Here is a 16,130-nt window from a genome sequence, read left to right as displayed (position 1 = left end):
CTGCGGCCGGGCCGACGTCTCAGTCGGTATGCAGCTCGGCGACGAAGTCGTAGATGTCGCCGCGGTACCAGGAGCTGGTGAACTCGACCACGCGGCCGTCGTCGAGAAAGCTGCGGCGTTCGATGGCCAGGCCGGCACTGTTGGTCGGCACGTGCAGCAGGCGCGCGTGCTGGGCGCTGAGCAGCACGGCGCGCAGCCGCTGCAGCGCGCGACGGGGTCGGCAGCCACGCTTTTCCAGCGCCTCGTAGAGCGAGTCGTCGACCAGGCTCGGGTCCGGCAGCAGGTTGGCCGGCACCACGCTGCGCTCGATTGCCAGCGGCTCCTCGCCGGCGTAGCGCACGCGGTGCAGGCGCACCACCGCGACGCCGGGCGAGAGGTTCATCGCCATCGATTCCTCCGGCGTCACCTCGCCGATGCCGCGCTCGAAGAACTCCGAGCGCGGGTTAAGGCCGCGGGCGCGCAGATCCTCGGTGAAGCTGGTCAGCCGGGACATCGGCTTGATGATGCGTTCGGCGACGAAGGTGCCGGCGCCGTGGCGCTGGGTCAGCATGCCTTCCTCGACCAGCCCGGCGATCGCCTTGCGCACGGTCACCCGCGACAGCGCCAGCGCGCGGGCCAGGTCACGCTCGCTGGGCAGTGCGTGGCCCGGCTCGATGTCGCGCTGCTCGATCACGTTGCGGATCGCACTGCGCAGGCGCAGGTAGGCCAGCGGCTGGTGCGAGGCCGGGTCGCGGCAGAGCCGGCGGTATTCTTTGGCGAGAGTGGTCTCCATACCGGGACAATACCAATTTCAAACCAATGGCCGCAACATGGGCGTGTCTGGACATGCCAGTGCCTGGCCGCGGCGTCCGGGCCGCGCCAGTTAGTTACAAATGCAAACGAATACATCCTGCCGATCGACGGCGGTCGTCGTCGAAAGCTGGTCGGCGCTGGTATGACACTGGTACGATCAGGGCCTTTCCCGGCGCGCCGCGCGACTGTCGCGGCCGCCCTGCCAAGCAACCGATGTGCGCGAGGTGTCCGCAGTGAGCTCCCCCAACCCGCAGGTGCAATCCTTCGACCTGGTGATCTTCGGCGGCACCGGCGACCTGGCGGCGCGCAAGCTGCTGCCGGCGATGTTCCATCGCTTCGTCGACGGCCAGATCCCGGAAAACAGCCGCATCATCGGCATCGCCCGCGAGGCCACCGACGACGCCGGCTACCGCGAGCAGATGCGCAAGGCGCTCAATGCCGAGGGCCCGAAGGCGGAGAAGGTCGACGCCTTCCTCAAGCAGGTGTTCTATCGCTCGCTCGACGCGCGCAAGGACGCCGGCTGGGACGACTTCGCCGCGCTGATGGCCGAGCGTCCGGACAACGTGCGGGTGTTCTATCTGTCCACCTCGCCGGACCTGTTCATCGACATCTGCACCCGGCTGGGCAGCCACCGTCTCAACGAGGGCGCCTCGCGCGTGGTGCTGGAAAAGCCGATCGGCCGCGACCTTGAGAGCGCCAACCAGATCAACGACGCGGTCGGCCAGGTCTTCAACGAATCGCAGACCTACCGGATCGACCACTACCTCGGCAAGGAAACTGTGCAGAACCTGCTGGCGCTGCGCTTCGGCAATGCGCTGTTCGAGCCGCTGTGGAATGCCGAGCACATCGACCACGTACAGATCACCGTGGCCGAGACGCTGGGCGTGGGCAACCGCGCCGCCTACTACAACCGCGCCGGTGCGCTGCGCGACATGGTGCAGAACCACATCCTGCAGCTGGTCTGCATGGTGGCGATGGAACCACCGGCCTCGCTGTCGCCCGACGCGGTGCGCGACGAGAAGCTCAAGGTGCTGCGCTCGCTCAAGCCGATCGACGCCTCCAACGCCGCCCACCTCACCGTGCGCGGCCAGTACCGCGCCGGTGCGGCCGAGGGACAGGGCGTGCCCGGTTACCTCGAGGAGCTGGGTGGCAAGAGCGATACCGAAACCTTCGTCGCGCTGAAGGCCGAGATCGCCAACTGGCGCTGGGCCGGCGTACCGTTCTACCTGCGTACCGGCAAGCGCCTGCCCGAGCGCGTGTCCGAGATCGTGGTGGCGTTCAAGTCGGTGCCGCACTCGATCTTCGACGCGTCCGCCGGCGCGATCGCCAACAACCGGCTGGTGTTGCGCCTGCAGCCGGACGAGGGCGTGAAGCTGTGGCTGACCATCAAGCATCCGGGCCCGGGCGGCCTGCGCCTGCGCCACGTGCCGCTGGACATGAGCTTCGCCGAGGCCTTCGGCGTGTCGCAGCCGGATGCCTACGAGCGGCTGCTGCTCGACGTGGTACGCGGCAACCCCACGCTGTTCATGCGCCGCGACGAGGTGGAGGCGGCCTGGCTCTGGGCCGACCCGATCCTCGACGCGTGGGCCTGCAGCGGCGAATCGCCCAAGCCCTATACCGCCGGCACCTGGGGCCCGAGCGCCTCGGTCGCGTTGATCGAGCGCGACGGCCGCACCTGGAACGACGGCGGCGAGTAAACCCCGTCGTGCCATCCCTGCTGCCCCACGGAACGTCATGCTGAACATCGCCACTCACAGCTTCACCGATTGCCAGGCGCTCGCCGCCTCGCTCGCCGAACGCGTCGCCGACCTGCTGCGCGAAGCCATCGCCACACGCGGCCGTGCCGTGCTCGCGGTGTCCGGCGGCAGCACGCCGAAACATTTCTTCGAACACCTGTCGCACGCCGGGCTGGACTGGTCGAAGGTGCAGGTCACCCTGGTCGACGAACGCTGGGTACCGGAGAGCAGCGATCGTTCCAACGCGCGCCTGGTCAAGGCGATGCTGCTGACCGATCGCGCCGCCGCGGCCACTTTCGTGCCGCTGCATCAGGACACACCGACGCCCGAGGAAGGCCTCGCCGCACTGGAGGCGCAGGTCGACGCGCTGGCCCTGCCGTTCGACGTGGTCGTCCTCGGCATGGGGCCGGACGGCCACACCGCGTCGTTCTTCCCGGGTGGCGACCGCCTCGCCGAGGCGCTGGACCCGGCCGGCACCGTGCGGGTGATCCCGATGCGCGCCGACGGCGCCGGCGAGCCGCGCATCACCTTCACGCTGCCGGCGCTGCTCGACACCCGCGCGCTGTTCCTGCACATCGAAGGCGACGCCAAGCGCCGCGTGCTCGCCGACGCGCAGCTGGGCCTGGCCGAAGGTCGCGATTACCCGGTGCGCGCGGTGCTCGAACAGACCCGCGTGCCCGTTTCGGTCTACTGGTGCCCGTAAGGCACTGCGCAGCGCCCGCCGCGGCGGGCTGCTGCCATCCGTTCCAGGAGTGAAACCATGAGTTCCTTGCACCCCGTCCTCCGTGAAGTCACCGAGCGCTTGCGCGAGCGCAGCCGCGCCTCGCGCGCGGCGTACCTGGCGAAGATCGCCGCCGCCCGCGGCGACGGCACCCACCGCCAGCACTTGTCGTGCGGTAACCTCGCCCACGGCTTCGCCGCCTGCGGCGCCGACGACAAGGCTGCGCTGCGCGCCGGTCGCGCGCCGAACCTCGGCATCGTCACCGCGTACAACGACATGCTCTCGGCGCACCAGCCGTATGAGCGCTACCCCGAGCTGATCCGCGCCATCGCGCGCGAGGCGGGCGCCACCGCGCAGGTGGCCGGCGGCGTGCCGGCGATGTGCGACGGCGTCACCCAGGGCCGTGCCGGCATGGAACTCTCGCTGTTCTCGCGCGACCTGATCGCCATGGCCACCGCGGTGGCGCTGTCGCACGACATGTTCGACGCGGGCCTGTACCTGGGCATCTGCGACAAGATCGTGCCGGGCCTGCTGATCGGCGCGCTGGCCTTTGGCCACCTGCCCGGCGTGTTCGTGCCCTCTGGCCCGATGCCCAGCGGCATCACCAACGAGGCGAAATCCAAGGTGCGCCAGGCCTATGCCGAGGGCAAGGCCAGCCGCGAGGAGCTGCTGGAAGCCGAGGCCGCTGCGTACCACGCGCCCGGCACCTGCACGTTCTACGGCACCGCCAACTCCAACCAGATGCTGATGGAGATCATGGGCATGCATTTGCCCGGGGCGAGCTTCGTGCCGCCGGATACCCCGCTGCGCGACGCGCTCACCGCCGAGGCGGTGCGCCGTGCGGCCGCGATGAGCGCGCTGGGCGAGCACTACCTGCCGGTGGGCCACATCGTCGACGAGAAGTCGGTGATCAACGGCGTGATCGGCCTGCACGCCACCGGCGGTTCCACCAACCATCTGCTGCATCTGGTGGCGATGGCGCGCGCGGCCGGCGTGGAATTGCGCTGGGAAGACTTCGACGCATTGTCCTCGGTGGTGCCGCTACTGGCGCGCGTATACCCGAACGGCTACGCAGACGTGAACCAGTTCCACGAGGCCGGCGGCATGGCGTTCCTGATCGATCAGCTGCTCTCGCAGGGCCTGCTGCATGCCGACGTGAACACGGTCAACGGCACCGGCCTGGACGGCTATGCCCAGGTGCCGGTGCTCGACGCCAGCGGCAAGCTGGCCTGGCAGAAGGTGTCCGGCGAGAGCGGCAACCGCGGCGTGCTGCGCGCGATCAGCGAGCCGTTCCGACCCGACGGCGGCCTGCGCCTGCTCGACGGCAACCTCGGCCGCGGCGTGATCAAGGTGTCCTCGGTACCCGACGACCGCATGGTGATCGAAGCGCCGGCGATCGTGTTCAACGACCAGGACGAGGTGCGCGGCGCGTTCGAGCGCGGCGAGCTCAACCGCGACTTTGTCGCCGTGGTGCGCTTCCAGGGGCCGCGCGCCAACGGCATGCCGGAGCTGCACAAGCTCACCCCGACGCTGGCCCTGCTGCAGGACCGCGGCCACCGCATCGCGCTGCTCACCGACGGGCGCATGTCCGGCGCGTCCGGACGCGTGCCGGCGGCGATCCACGTCACCCCCGAGGCCGAGGCTGGCGGCGCGCTGGCCAAGGTTCGCGATGGCGACCTGATCCGCCTCGATGCAGTGAACGGCACGCTCGACGTGCTGGTCGACGCCGCCGAATTCGCCGCACGCCCCAGCGTCACCCTGCCCGACCACTCGCACCACGTCGGCATGGGCCGCGAGCTGTTCGGCCTGTTCCGCAACAACGCCGTCACCGCCGATCTCGGCGCCGGCGTGCTCTGATCCCCCCGCATTCCCGGAGTGAAGCCGTGACGCAATCGATGGAAACCAAGCAGGCCCAGGTCGAGGCCACCATGCGGCTGGCGCCGGTGATCCCGGTGGTGATCATCGACGACGTGGCTGCCGCCGTGCCGATGGCCCGCGCCCTGGTCGCCGGCGGCACGCCGGCGATCGAGGTGACCCTGCGCACCCCTGCCGCGCTGGATGCGATCCGTGCCATCGCGCAGGAAGTGGAAGGCGCCGTGGTCGGCGTCGGCACCGTCCTCAACGCCGGGCATCTGGCCGCCGCCAAGGCCGCGGGCGCGCGCTTCGCGGTGTCGCCGGGCGTGTCACCGAAACTGCTCGATGCGGCCGACGACAGCGAGCTGCCGCTGCTGCCCGGCGCGGCTACCGCCAGCGAAGTGATGACCCTGATCGAGCGCGGCTACCGCTTCCTGAAATTCTTTCCAGCCGTGCCCGCCGGCGGCACCAAGCTGATCGGCGCCTGGGCCAGCCCGCTGCCGCAGGTGAAGTTCTGCCCCACCGGCGGCATCAGCCTGAGCACCGCCTCGGACTTCCTCACCCTGCCCAACGTGCTGTGCGTGGGCGGCTCCTGGCTGACCCCGGCGGACAAGCTCAGGGCCGGCGACTGGGCCGCCATCGAGTTGCTCGCTCGCGAGGCGGCCTCGTTGCGTTAGGACGCGGCGGCGGGTCCGGCACCGAGATCCGGTGTGAAGCGCTGTTTGGCACGGGCCGTGGCGCCCAGCCTGCGACAGAAGCGGATCGCAGCCTCGTTCCAGTCCGGCGTCTGCCATTGCCGCGGGCGAAAACGCAACTGGACGGCGTGGTCTCGGGCGAGTTGCCACAGGCGCCGGCCGATCGCACGGCTGCGCCAGGCTTTGCACACGTAGAAGCAGTCCAGGTGCAGGAACGGGGTGCGATCCAGCGTGGAGAAGTCCAGGGTGGCGCGGGCGTAGTCGACTGCTGTCTCCGTAACGAATGCCAGCCAGGCGAGAGCTTCGGTGGCGCCGCATTCAGCGCCGCGGCCAACAGCTGATGTTCGCCGGCCTTGTCGTGTGCGAGGCGCTCCTAGGTGGCGTGCTCGGTACATGGCGGCAGCAGCGCGTCGAGCTCCGCACCGCCGGCTCGGCGCAGGGTGGCCGCTTCGACGCTCATCGCCGTTCCGGCGGAATCCCCCGCAGCTGTTCCGCGCGTGCTGCATGCGCCTCGAGATCCACCGGCTTGTGGACCACCTCCGTACTGGGCGGGTACTTCGCCCGCATGGCGGCCGGGCGGATCGGGCGTGGCGCGAAGCCACCCCCGCAATTCGGGCAGACGTTGTCCAGCCGCTCCACGCAGTCGCGGCAGAACGTGCATTCGAACCCGCAGATCATCGCCGCCGTCGAGTCCGCGGGCAGCGCGGTGTTGCAGTGTTCGCAGGTGGGGCGCAGTACCAGCATCCGGGGACTCCTTCGTTCAGTGGCCATGCTCGTGGCCGAAGCCTTCGTCGAGCCAGCCGGTCAGGCCACCGTCGGCGCGGCATCCTGCGCGCGGATGCCGCGCAGCGCCGGGCTGGTCATGCAGCCCAGCGCGATCGCGGTGAGCGTGAGGCCGGCGATCACGAACAGCGTCGGCAGCGAGATCACCTTGAGCAGGGCGCCGACGCCGGCGGCGGACAGCGGTCCCAGGCCGAGGAAGGTGAACATCAGCACGCTCATCGTACGGCCGAGCAGCTCCCGCGGCACCCGCCGCTGGATCCAGCTGACCAGGGTGATCTGGGCGATGCCGCCGAACAGGCCGGTCACGCCGAGCAGCAACGCGGCCAGCACCGTCGAATGCACCCCGGCCAGCGCCACCAGGGCCAGGCCGATGCAGGCGTCGAAGCACAGGATCATCGCCCCCAGGTGGCCGCGCACCAGTTTCGCCACCGCGCCGGAGGCGAGGCCGCCAAGCAGCATGCCACCGCCGCTGGCGGCCATCACAATGCCCAGCGAGGTGGCGCCGTGGTCCAGCCGCATGTCCGCCAGCACCGGCAGGCCGACCTGGGTCGGTCCGCCGACGAACACCGACACCACCGCCGCGTAGAACATGAACGCGCGCAGCGGCGGATCGGCCGCGATGCTGCGCAGGCCGCCGAGCAGCTTGCCGAATACGCCGTGCTGCACGGGGCCCGGCTCCGCGGCGGCGGGCACGCGGATCAACGCCAGCGACAGCAGCGACGCACAAAAACTGGCCGCATCGATGGCGAACGCCCGGCCGAGCCCGTAGGCGTCGGCCAGCGCGCTGCCCGCGGTGGGCGCGTGGGCGCCGGTGCCGATCACCACACCGGCCAGTGCCGGGCCGATGAACAGGCTGAGCTGGCGCATCCCCATCATCGAGCCGTTGGCCTGCTGCAGTTCCCGCGGATCGATCACCGACGGCAGCAGCGCGGTGCTGGCCGGGTAGGCGAAGGCGGTGGCCAGGCCGATGCCGAGCGCCAGTGCGTACACCCACGGCATGCTGATGGTGCCGGTGAGCACCATCGCCGCCAGCACCGCCACCATCACCGCGTTGGCGCCGCGCGCCAGCAGCAGCACGGCCCGCGCGGAGAAGTGGTCGACCACCGCGCCGCCGATCAGCATGAACACCGCGCGCGGTACCGCCATGGTGGCCAGCACCAGCCCCAGCGCGCCGGGATCGCCGGTGAGCTTGAGCACCAGCCAGGGCAGCGCGACCAGGGTGAACTGGTCGCCGAACATCGACACCGTGCTGCCGCCGAACAGCAGGCGGAAGTTGGCGTTGGTAGCGAGCGGGTGGCGCGACATGGGGGCATCCTTTCGATAGGGGGTAACGCTCAATCGTCGTGCGCGGGTTCGGTCCACGCGGGCTTGGCCAGCCGGCGCACGTAGCTGCGCACGTCGGCCGGCCAGGGTTTGGTCAGTCGTTCGAAGGCGGCCTGCTCGCCGCGCCAGAACGCACGCGAGGCATCCTCGTAACCGGGCAGGTCGCCGGCCAGGGTGCGCATGGCGCGGTCCAGCGCCTCGCCCGCCTGGCGCGCCCGGTCCCTCGCGCTGCCGGCCCGTCGCGCCTCTTCGACCAGTCGCCGCAGGGTTACCGAGGCGCCGCCGGGCTGGCGGGAGAGCCACTCCCAGTGGCGCGGCAGCAGGGTGACCTCCTTCGGCACCACGCCGAGCTTCGGTCGCCCGGGGCCGCGCGGTGCGGGCGAGACCTCCGTCGGCGCGGAGCGCAGGCGCGCCCGCACCTCGTCGGCGCTGCCGCGCAGGTCGAACTCCAGCGCCTCGCCGGTGGCGTCGTCCAGCACTAGTGGCGTACTCCGGCGATGTCCGGCGAGGTGGGCGTGCACCGCCAGCGCCACCTTCTCCGGCGTGCCGGAGGCGATGCGGTGGTGGCCATCGAAGGCGGTGCAGCGTAGGCAGTCGGCAGGCGTCATGGCGACGTATTTGACCCGGATAAAATGCCGCCGTCAATATCACCCGGGTAAATTCGTCGCCGGCGCCGTCGTTAGCGATGCACGGGACGCCCGCTCCGGCTATCGTTCCGGGTTTTCGCGGATCCTGACGCCATGCCTTACCTCTGCCTTGCCATCGTCTGCAGCGTGCTGGTGTCGGTCTGGCTGAAACTGGCCCGGCGCTACCGGCTCGACGTGCCGCAGATGGTGGCGTGGAACTATCTTTCCGCCGGCGCGCTGGTGGCGTTGGTGCTGCACCCGTCGCTGGAGCCGCTGCGCCAGCCGGCTGCGCCTCGCTACACGCTGCTCGCGCTGGCGGTGCTGCTGCCGGCAATCTTCCTGGCGCTGGGCGCCTCGGTGCGCCACGCCGGCATCGTGCGCTCGGAGGTGGCGCAGCGGCTGTCGCTGTTGCTCTCGCTGCTGGCCGCCTTCGCGCTGTTCGGCCAGGTGCCGACGTTGCGCATGCTGGCCGGCCTGGCCCTCGGCCTGGCGGCGTTGCTGGCGATGGTCTGGCGCAGCGGACGTGCCACTGGCGATCACGGTGCGGCGGCCTGGCTGTGGCCGCTGGTGGTGTTCGCCGGCTTCGGCGCGATCGACATCCTGCTCAAGCGCGTCGCCGCCGCGGGCGTGCCGATCGCCGCCTCGCTGCAGGCGATGTTCGCGTTGGCGCTGCCGGTGGCGCTGGGCTTCGCCCTCGTCGCCCGCCAGCGCAGCGGCGAACGCTTCACTGCACGCAGCCTGGCCGGTGGCCTGCTGCTGGGGGTGTTCAACTTCGCCAACATCCTTTTCTACCTGCGCGCGCACGTCGCGCTGGCGCAAAATCCTGCGTTTGTGTTCGCCGCGATGAACCTCGGCGTGGTCGCGCTGGGCACGCTGGTGGGCGTCGTCGCGTTCCGCGAACGGCTTGGGCGCTTGAATGCGCTGGGCGTGCTGCTGGCCGCCGCCGCGATCGCGCTGCTCACACTGGGTTGAGAAGCGTGACTTCCGGGGGATGGCTGACCGCGCGGTGGCGCCTAGTCTCGAAGGCTTGGCCCACCACTACCCCAGGGGAACCCGCATGCGTCGACTCGCTCTTGCCGCCGCGCTCGCCAGCGCACTGATCAGCACCGCCGCCTTCGCCCACGACGACAAGCACGACGACGCCAAGGCCAAGGCCGACGCGCCCGACGCCGCGCTGGTCAAGCCGCAGTCGTCCGAAACCGAAGGCAGCGTCACCGTCGAAGGCAAGCGCATCGACTACAAGGCGGTTGCCGGCACCCTGGTGCTGCACGGCAAGGGCGACAAGGAGAACGAGCCGACGGTGAGCATGTTCTACACCGCCTACTTCAAGAAGGGCGTGGCGCCAGGTTCGCGTCCGGTCACCTTCATCTACAACGGCGGTCCCGGCTCGGCCACGGTGTGGCTGCACATGGGCGCGTTCGGTCCCAAGCGCGTGGTCACCAATGACGACACCCACACGCCCGCCGCTCCCTACGGCCTGGTCAACAACGACTACAGCCTGCTCGACGCTTCCGATCTGGTGTTCATCGACGCGCCCGGCGCCGGCTTCAGCCGGCTGATCGCCGACGACAAGGATCCGGCCAAGCGCGCCGACCAGATGAAGGAGCGCAAGAAGGACATCTACAGCGTCGACGGCGACGGCCACGCCTTCGCCCAGTTCATCACCCAGTTCCTGTCCAAGTACGGTCGCTGGAACTCGCCGAAGTACCTGTTCGGCGAGAGCTACGGCACCACCCGCTCGGCGGTGCTGGCCAACGACCTGGAGAACGAGGACAGCGTCGATCTCAACGGCGTGATCCTGCTCTCGCAGATCCTCAACTTCGACAACTCCATCGACGGCCCCGAGCGCAACCCGGGCATGGACCTGCCTTACGCGCTGGCCCTGCCCACGTTCGCCGCCACCGCCTACTACCACCACAAGCTGCCGCAGCAGCCGGCCGCGCTCGAGCCGTTCCTGGCCGAGGTGGAGCAGTTCGCCGCGGGCGACTATGCCAGCGCGCTGTTCGCCGGCGCCGCGCTGGACGCCGCGCGCAAGCAGGCGATCGCCGAGAAGCTGCACCAGTACACCGGCCTGCCGGTGGCCTACCTGCTGAAGGCCGACCTGCGCGTCACCGGCGGCATGTTCGAGCACGAGCTGCAGGCCGATGGCGACATCACCACCGGTCGCCTCGACAGCCGCTTCTCCGGCCCCTCGATCGATCCGCTGAGCAAGAGCTCCGAGTACGACCCGCAGTCCTCGGCGATCAGCTCGGCCTATGTGGCGGTGTTCAACGACTACGTGCGCCAGCAGCTGAAGTTCGGCAAGAACCAGACCTATCGCCTGTTCGCCGACATCGACGACTGGGGCATGAAGCACGACGGCCACGACGGCGCCATGAACGTGATGGGCGACCTGGCGATGGCGATGAAGACCAACCCGGATCTGAAGGTCTTCCTCAACAGTGGCTACTACGACCTGGCCACGCCGTTCTACGCCGCCAAGTACGAGATGGACCACCTGCCGATCCCGGACTCGCTGCAGAAGAACATCAGCTACGCCTGGTACCCGTCCGGCCACATGGTCTACGCCCACACCGCCTCGCTGAAGACGCTGCACGACAATGTGGTGAAGTTCATCCAGGCTACCGACAACGTGAAGTAAGTCCGCGGGCGGGCCGTTTGCGGCCCGCCCTTTCCACCCGGTGCGGGGGAGTCGCGATGCCATTCTTCCGGGTGATGTTGCACGGCGAGCATGTCGAGGTACCGGCGGAGGACGGTTCCGAGCCGATCGTCGGCTTCTACGTCACCTTTACCGTGCGCGCGCCCCACGCGGACGCCGCTGTGCTGCAGGCCCGCGCTGCGCTGATGGCCGATTGGCATCCGGAAGGAAAGTGGGGCGCGGTGAATCGTGCCGATGCACCGCATGTCCGTGCCGAGAGCGTCCGGCCCGTGGGGTGGTTCACGGCATGGCGCTCGCCCGTGCGAATGGGGTACGTCTTTTATCCGGCCAGCTAGTCGATCGGCCGGCCGGCCCGGGATAATGGCCGCACTGTCGTCCCGAATGTCGAGCCACCCGCCATGCGCCCCCTGATCGACCGCTACATCGACGCCTACAACCGTATCGACGTCGACGCGATGCTGCTCACTCTGCATCCGACGATCGTGTTCGAGAACCATGCCGGCGGCCAGCGCACGCTGCGCACCGAGGGGTTGCTGGACTTCGACCGCCTCGCCCGCAGCACGCAGCCGCTGTTCAGCGCACGCCGGCAGGTGATCACCGCCTACCGCGAACAGGGTGACACCGCCTGGGCCGAGATCCAGTTCGAAGGCACCTTCGCCCTCGACCTGCCCAACGGTATCCGCGCCGGCCAGCGCATCGCCATGCCAGGCCGCTCCGAATACCGCGTGTTCGACGGCCTGCTGGTCTACATCGCCGATCACAGCGCGTAGAGCGCTTCGCCGCACCCGCTTGATCCGCGTCAGCGCGGCCGTCCCCCGCCAGTCCTAGCCTCCCGTCTTTCCGGACGGAGAAGCGCGATGCGTGTGGACGTAGCGGTGGTGGGGGGCGGACCGGCCGGCTTGTGCCTGGCCAGCGCGCTGGCCGATGCGGGGCTCGAGGTGGCGGTGCTGGAGCGGCAGTCGCTGCTGGCGCTGGCCGAGCCGGTTGACGACGGCCGCGAGATCGCGCTGACCAAGGCCTCCCGCGAACGACTGGAGCGGCTGGACGTGTGGTCGCGGATCGATCCGGCCTACATCCATCCGCTGCGCGCGGCGCGGGTGATGGACGGCCGCGGTGCCCGTCCGATGGAGATCGCCGCGCCGGACCACGGCCTGCTCGGACACCTGGTGAGCAACGCCCAGATCCGCCGCGCCGCGTTCGAGGCGGCCAACAGCCGCGCCTCGGTGCAGGTGGTAAACCATGCCGACGTGCAGGACATCGCCATCGAAGGCAGTGGCGTGCGCCTGCACTGCGCCGGCGATCTGTCCGTGCTGGCGCGGTTGGCGGTGGCGGCGGACAGCCGCTTCTCGGCCATGCGCCGGCTGCTCGGCATCGGTGCGCGCATGCGCGACTTCGGCCGCAGCATGCTGGTGTGCCGCATGGCGCACGAGCAGCCGCACCGGCAGGAAGCCTGGGAGTGGTTCGGCTACGGCCAGACGCTGGCCCTGCTGCCGCTGTGGGAGGGGCAATCCTCGGTGGTGCTGACCTTGCCGCACCAGCTCGCCCAGGCGATGCAGGACCTGCCGCCGGAGGATTTCGCCCGGGCCATGCAGGAGCGCTTCGACCATCGCCTCGGCAGCATGCGCCTGCTCGGCGAGCGCCATGTCTATCCGCTGGTCGGCACCTATGCACAGCGCTTCGTGGCGCCGCGCTGTGCGCTGGTCGGCGATGCCGCGGTCGGCATGCACCCGGTCACCGCGCACGGCTTCAATTTCGGCCTGCAGAGTGCGGAGACGCTGGCCGCCCACCTGCGTGCCGCCGTGCAGAGCGGGCGGGACATCGGCAGCCCGCATGTGCTGGCGGCCTACGAACAGGCGCACCGCCGCGCCACGGCACCGCTCTATCTCGCCACCGGGCTGATCGCCTCGCTGTACACCGACGATCGTCCGCCCGCGTGCTTCCTGCGGGGTGCCCTGCTGGGCGCTGCCGGGCGCGTGCCGCTGTTCCGCCGGCTGGTAGCCGCCCATCTCACGCGGCGCGCCAGCGTGGCCTGACCGGGCCGGTCGGGCGAGCTGACGGAGGGGCGCAGCTCCCGAAGCGTGAGCGACCGCGCGCTCGCTGCGACGACCGGGCGGGCCGCAGCCCCGCTGGCGCGGTAAACTGCCGGTTTTGCCCGGCGAAACATGGCGCAAGCAGCCCTCCGCCCAACGGTCCGCGGACCTACCTTCATCCGTCTGCTGGCGCGCCTGGCAGAGGTGGACGTGGCCGCACCGGGCGCGTCGCTGCCTGATCGGCTTGGCCAGTGGCTGGACTGGAAACATGCGCTGGCGCTCTCGTCCGCACTGGATGCGTGTCCGGTCGTGTGCGGGGGTGCCGTGACGCCGTCGGACGAGCTGGCGGCCGGGTGCGCGCGGGCCCGCGAGGTGCTCGATTCCGCTATCCGGAATGACCCGTTGCTCGCCGCAGGCACCGCGACGGCGGACGAGGCCGACTACGCGGCGATGCGCCAGAGCTGTCTCACCCACCAGCGTGCGATGCAGGCCACCACCGGCCGTCTGCGCGGCAAGCTGCGCGATGCCCTGGCGCAGGCCTCGACCGATGCCGCGCGGCTGGCCGAAGTCGACGCGGTGATGGAAGTGACGCTCAGCCCTCGCGAACACAGCCTGCTGGCCAAGGTGCCGACGCTGCTGGAGCGGCGCTTCGAATCCCTGCGCAGCGCCGGGCAGACCCACTGGCTCGACACCTTCCGCCGCGACATGCAAAGCGTGTTGCTGGCCGAGCTGGAGCTCCGTTTTCAACCGGTCGACGCGCTGCTTGCGGCGCTGTGCACTACCCAAGAGTCCGCATGATCAAGAATCTCCTCCTCGCTGCCGTCTTTGCGCTGGGCCTCGCCGCCATCGGCTGGATCGCCGTCGGCTATGTCGGTTCCAACCCGCTCGGCATGGCGGTCGCGTTGCTGATCGGCGCCTGCTATCTCGCCGGCGCGTCCGAGTTGTTCCGCTACCGCCAGGCCACCGCTTCGTTGCGTCATGCGGTGGATGACCTGGACGAAGCCCCGGCCGATCTCGGCAGCTGGTTGCAGCGCCTGCATCCCGGCCTGCGCCACGCCGTGCGGCTGCGCGTGGAAGGCGAGCGCGTCGCGCTGCCGGCACCGGCGATGACGCCGTACCTGGTCGGCCTGCTGGTGCTGCTGGGCATGCTCGGCACCCTGCTCGGCATGATGGCCACGCTGCGCGGCACCGGCATGGCGCTCGAGAGCGCCAGCGATATCGCGGCGATCCGCGGCTCGCTGGCCGCGCCGGTGAACGGCCTGGGCTTCGCCTTCGGCACCTCGATCGCCGGTGTCGCCAGCTCGGCGATGCTCGGCCTGTTCTCCGCGCTGGTCCGTCGCGAGCGGTTGCTCGCGGTGCAGGGTCTGGACGCGCGCATCGCCACCACCCTGCGGGTCCACTCGCAGGCGCACCAGCGCGAGGAAGCCTTCCGTCTGCTGCAGCAGCAGGCTGCGGCGATGCCGACGATCGTCGATCGCCTGCAGGCGATGGCCACCACGCTGGAACAGCACAGCGCCGAAGCGCACGCGCGCCAGCAGGCCGAGCAGGAGGCCTTTCATCGCCACACCGAAACGGCGTACACGCGCCTGGCGCAGTCGGTCGAGCAGTCGCTGAAGGACAGCGTGGTCGCCAGCGCGCGCACCGCCAGCGGTGTGCTGCAGCCGGTGGTGGAATCCACCCTGGCCAGCCTCGCCCGCGAATCCGCGGCGATCCAGGCCAGCGTCAGCGCCGCGGTGCAGCGCCAGCTCGACGGCGTCGCCGCCGGTTTCGACGATACCGCGCGCACCGTCACCGGCATCTGGAACGACGCACTCGTCCAGCATCGCCAGACCAACGCAGCGCACGCGCAGGCGCTGGGGGACACGCTCACCCGCTTTGCCGACACCTTCGAGCAGCGCTCGTCCACCTTGCTGGACGGCGTCGCCAGCCGCCTCGACGCCGGAGCCGAACGGGCCGCCGAGGCGTGGAACGCCGCGCTGGCGAAACAGGATGCCACCCACGCCGAACTCGCCACCCGCAACCAGCAGGCGCTGGCCGCCGCGGGCGAAGCCTTCGCGTCGCACGCCGCCGCGCTGGTGCAGGCGGTGAACCGCTCGCATGCGGAGCTGCGGTCGGCGCTGGCCGCGGGCGACGAGCAGCGCCTCGCCGCCTGGGCGCAGAAGCTCGACGCCATCAGCGCCGACCTCGGCGCGCAATGGACCGCCACCGGCGACGCCACCGCCCAGCGCCAGCAGGCGATCTGCGACACGCTGGAGGCCACCGCCGCCGGCATCGCCGAACAGACCCAGGCCCACGCCGGCCAGACCCTCGCCGAGATCGGCCGGCTGGTCGAGGCGGCCTCCGAGGCGCCGCGCGTGGCCGCCGAAGTGGTCGGTGAGCTGCGCCAGAAGCTGTCCGACTCGATGGTGCGCGACACCGCCATGCTGGAGGAACGCAGCCGCCTGCTGGCGACGCTGGAAACCCTGCTCGACGCGGTCAACCACGCGTCCACCGAACAGCGCAGCGCGGTCGACGCGCTGGTCAGCACCTCGGCCGAGCTGCTCGACCGCGTCGGCAGCCGCTTCGCCGCGCAGATCGAAAGCGAGACCGGCAAGCTCGACCACGCCGCCGCCCAGCTCACCGCCAGCGCCGCCGAAGTGGCCGGCCTGGGCGAAGCCTTTGGTGCCGGCGTGGCGCAGTTCGCGCAGACCAACGACGCGCTGATGGAACGCCTGCAGCAGATCGCCGGCGCGCTCGACGCCTCGCTCGCGCGCAGCGACGAGCAGCTCGCCTACTACGTCGCACAGGCGAAGGAAGTGGTCGAACTCAGCGTGCTCTCGCAGCAGCAGATCCTCGACGACATGCAGCAACTCGCCGGCCGCCGCACCCCGGCCAAGGCGGCCAAGGCATGAACCCAAACCCCTGTAGGAGC

Annotated in this window: 16 protein-coding genes; 11 read left to right on the top strand and 5 right to left on the bottom strand. The window is 70.3% G+C overall.

Annotation, left to right across the window (positions count from 1 at the left end):
• Positions 1-19 precede the first annotated feature (19 nt).
• Positions 20-772 (bottom strand): GntR family transcriptional regulator, encoded by a 753-nt coding sequence (locus tag NC595_RS01390; protein ID WP_063673350.1) that lies wholly within the window; start codon positions 770-772, stop codon positions 20-22.
• Positions 773-1,025: 253 nt separating this feature from the next.
• Here NC595_RS01390 and zwf point away from each other — a divergent pair, with 253 nt between their 5' ends.
• Genes zwf through eda form a run of 4 tightly spaced genes read left to right on the top strand, consistent with a single transcriptional unit; the run spans position 1,026 to position 5,780 of the window.
• Positions 1,026-2,489 carry a glucose-6-phosphate dehydrogenase gene (gene zwf, locus NC595_RS01385; RefSeq protein ID WP_253564369.1) on the top strand — a complete coding sequence of 488 codons (1,464 nt, stop codon included), beginning with the start codon at positions 1,026-1,028 and terminating at the stop codon, positions 2,487-2,489.
• 37 nt (positions 2,490-2,526) lie between these two features.
• Positions 2,527-3,231 (top strand): 6-phosphogluconolactonase, encoded by a 705-nt coding sequence (gene pgl / locus NC595_RS01380; protein ID WP_253564368.1) that lies wholly within the window; start codon positions 2,527-2,529, stop codon positions 3,229-3,231.
• A gap of 57 nt (positions 3,232-3,288) precedes the next feature.
• A complete protein-coding gene (gene edd / locus NC595_RS01375) occupies positions 3,289-5,106 on the top strand; it encodes a phosphogluconate dehydratase (protein WP_253564366.1) in 1,818 nt (605 codons plus the stop codon).
• Between the two features lie 38 nt (positions 5,107-5,144).
• Positions 5,145-5,780, top strand: a complete 636-nt coding sequence (gene eda, locus NC595_RS01370) for a bifunctional 4-hydroxy-2-oxoglutarate aldolase/2-dehydro-3-deoxy-phosphogluconate aldolase (protein WP_253565673.1) — start codon at positions 5,145-5,147, stop codon at positions 5,778-5,780.
• Here eda and NC595_RS20530 read toward each other — a convergent pair.
• The 4 genes from NC595_RS20530 to NC595_RS01355 form a co-directional block, all read right to left on the bottom strand.
• Complete coding sequence (locus NC595_RS20530; RefSeq protein ID WP_425493038.1) at positions 5,777-6,193, bottom strand: GNAT family N-acetyltransferase; 417 nt, start codon at positions 6,191-6,193, stop codon at positions 5,777-5,779. The two genes, eda and NC595_RS20530, sit on opposite strands and share 4 nt — an antisense overlap.
• Positions 6,194-6,254: 61 nt before the next feature.
• Positions 6,255-6,542, bottom strand: a complete 288-nt coding sequence (locus NC595_RS01365; protein WP_253564364.1) for a DUF1272 domain-containing protein — start codon at positions 6,540-6,542, stop codon at positions 6,255-6,257.
• 60 nt (positions 6,543-6,602) lie between these two features.
• The gene (locus NC595_RS01360) at positions 6,603-7,886 is read right to left on the bottom strand and encodes an MFS transporter (protein ID WP_253564363.1); all 1,284 of its coding nucleotides are present in this window, start codon (positions 7,884-7,886) and stop codon (positions 6,603-6,605) included.
• Positions 7,887-7,915: 29 nt separating this feature from the next.
• Positions 7,916-8,512: a DUF2239 family protein gene (locus tag NC595_RS01355; RefSeq protein WP_253564361.1), complete on the bottom strand. Its 597-nt coding sequence runs from the start codon at positions 8,510-8,512 to the stop codon at positions 7,916-7,918.
• A gap of 132 nt (positions 8,513-8,644) precedes the next feature.
• Here NC595_RS01355 and NC595_RS01350 point away from each other — a divergent pair, with 132 nt between their 5' ends.
• From NC595_RS01350 to NC595_RS01320, 7 genes are all read left to right on the top strand, one after another.
• Positions 8,645-9,502 carry an EamA family transporter gene (locus NC595_RS01350; RefSeq protein ID WP_253564360.1) on the top strand — a complete coding sequence of 286 codons (858 nt, stop codon included), beginning with the start codon at positions 8,645-8,647 and terminating at the stop codon, positions 9,500-9,502.
• 85 nt (positions 9,503-9,587) lie between these two features.
• A complete protein-coding gene (locus NC595_RS01345; RefSeq protein ID WP_253564359.1) occupies positions 9,588-11,171 on the top strand; it encodes a S10 family peptidase in 1,584 nt (527 codons plus the stop codon).
• A gap of 56 nt (positions 11,172-11,227) precedes the next feature.
• On the top strand, positions 11,228-11,524 hold the full coding sequence (locus NC595_RS01340; protein WP_253564358.1) for a hypothetical protein: 297 nt from the start codon (positions 11,228-11,230) through the stop codon (positions 11,522-11,524).
• A 63-nt stretch (positions 11,525-11,587) separates the two neighbouring features.
• On the top strand, positions 11,588-11,959 hold the full coding sequence (locus NC595_RS01335; RefSeq protein ID WP_253564357.1) for a nuclear transport factor 2 family protein: 372 nt from the start codon (positions 11,588-11,590) through the stop codon (positions 11,957-11,959).
• A gap of 87 nt (positions 11,960-12,046) precedes the next feature.
• Entirely contained in the window at positions 12,047-13,222 is a 1,176-nt protein-coding gene (gene ubiM, locus NC595_RS01330) for a 5-demethoxyubiquinol-8 5-hydroxylase UbiM (protein ID WP_253564356.1), read from the top strand.
• A gap of 129 nt (positions 13,223-13,351) precedes the next feature.
• The gene (locus tag NC595_RS01325; protein WP_253564354.1) at positions 13,352-14,017 is read left to right on the top strand and encodes a DUF3348 domain-containing protein; all 666 of its coding nucleotides are present in this window, start codon (positions 13,352-13,354) and stop codon (positions 14,015-14,017) included.
• The gene (locus tag NC595_RS01320; RefSeq protein ID WP_253564353.1) at positions 14,014-16,110 is read left to right on the top strand and encodes a DUF802 domain-containing protein; all 2,097 of its coding nucleotides are present in this window, start codon (positions 14,014-14,016) and stop codon (positions 16,108-16,110) included. Before NC595_RS01325 ends, NC595_RS01320 begins: the two co-directional genes overlap by 4 nt.
• The last annotated feature ends 20 nt before the right edge of the window (positions 16,111-16,130 follow it).

The organism is Dyella lutea (genome assembly GCF_024158035.1).
Taxonomy (GTDB): Bacteria; Pseudomonadota; Gammaproteobacteria; order Xanthomonadales; family Rhodanobacteraceae; genus Dyella_A; species Dyella_A lutea.
Note: the sequence above shows the minus strand (reverse complement) of the source record. Positions and strands in the feature narration are given on the sequence as shown.

Bases quoted from the DNA above. Each gene is read 5' to 3' on its own strand.
- ubiM (WP_253564356.1), top strand. From the start codon at position 12,047: ATGCGTGTGGACGTAGCGGTGGTGGGGGGCGGACCGGCCGGCTTGTGC.
- NC595_RS01350 (WP_253564360.1), top strand. From the start codon at position 8,645: ATGCCTTACCTCTGCCTTGCCATCGTCTGCAGCGTGCTGGTGTCGGTC.
- NC595_RS01335 (WP_253564357.1), top strand. From the start codon at position 11,588: ATGCGCCCCCTGATCGACCGCTACATCGACGCCTACAACCGTATCGAC.
- NC595_RS20530 (WP_425493038.1), bottom strand. From the start codon at position 6,193: ATGTACCGAGCACGCCACCTAGGAGCGCCTCGCACACGACAAGGCCGG.
- NC595_RS01345 (WP_253564359.1), top strand. From the start codon at position 9,588: ATGCGTCGACTCGCTCTTGCCGCCGCGCTCGCCAGCGCACTGATCAGC.
- NC595_RS01390 (WP_063673350.1), bottom strand. From the start codon at position 772: ATGGAGACCACTCTCGCCAAAGAATACCGCCGGCTCTGCCGCGACCCG.
- NC595_RS01365 (WP_253564364.1), bottom strand. From the start codon at position 6,542: ATGCTGGTACTGCGCCCCACCTGCGAACACTGCAACACCGCGCTGCCC.
- pgl (WP_253564368.1), top strand. From the start codon at position 2,527: ATGCTGAACATCGCCACTCACAGCTTCACCGATTGCCAGGCGCTCGCC.
- eda (WP_253565673.1), top strand. From the start codon at position 5,145: ATGGAAACCAAGCAGGCCCAGGTCGAGGCCACCATGCGGCTGGCGCCG.
- NC595_RS01320 (WP_253564353.1), top strand. From the start codon at position 14,014: ATGATCAAGAATCTCCTCCTCGCTGCCGTCTTTGCGCTGGGCCTCGCC.
- NC595_RS01340 (WP_253564358.1), top strand. From the start codon at position 11,228: ATGCCATTCTTCCGGGTGATGTTGCACGGCGAGCATGTCGAGGTACCG.
- NC595_RS01355 (WP_253564361.1), bottom strand. From the start codon at position 8,512: ATGACGCCTGCCGACTGCCTACGCTGCACCGCCTTCGATGGCCACCAC.
- edd (WP_253564366.1), top strand. From the start codon at position 3,289: ATGAGTTCCTTGCACCCCGTCCTCCGTGAAGTCACCGAGCGCTTGCGC.
- NC595_RS01325 (WP_253564354.1), top strand. From the start codon at position 13,352: ATGGCGCAAGCAGCCCTCCGCCCAACGGTCCGCGGACCTACCTTCATC.
- NC595_RS01360 (WP_253564363.1), bottom strand. From the start codon at position 7,886: ATGTCGCGCCACCCGCTCGCTACCAACGCCAACTTCCGCCTGCTGTTC.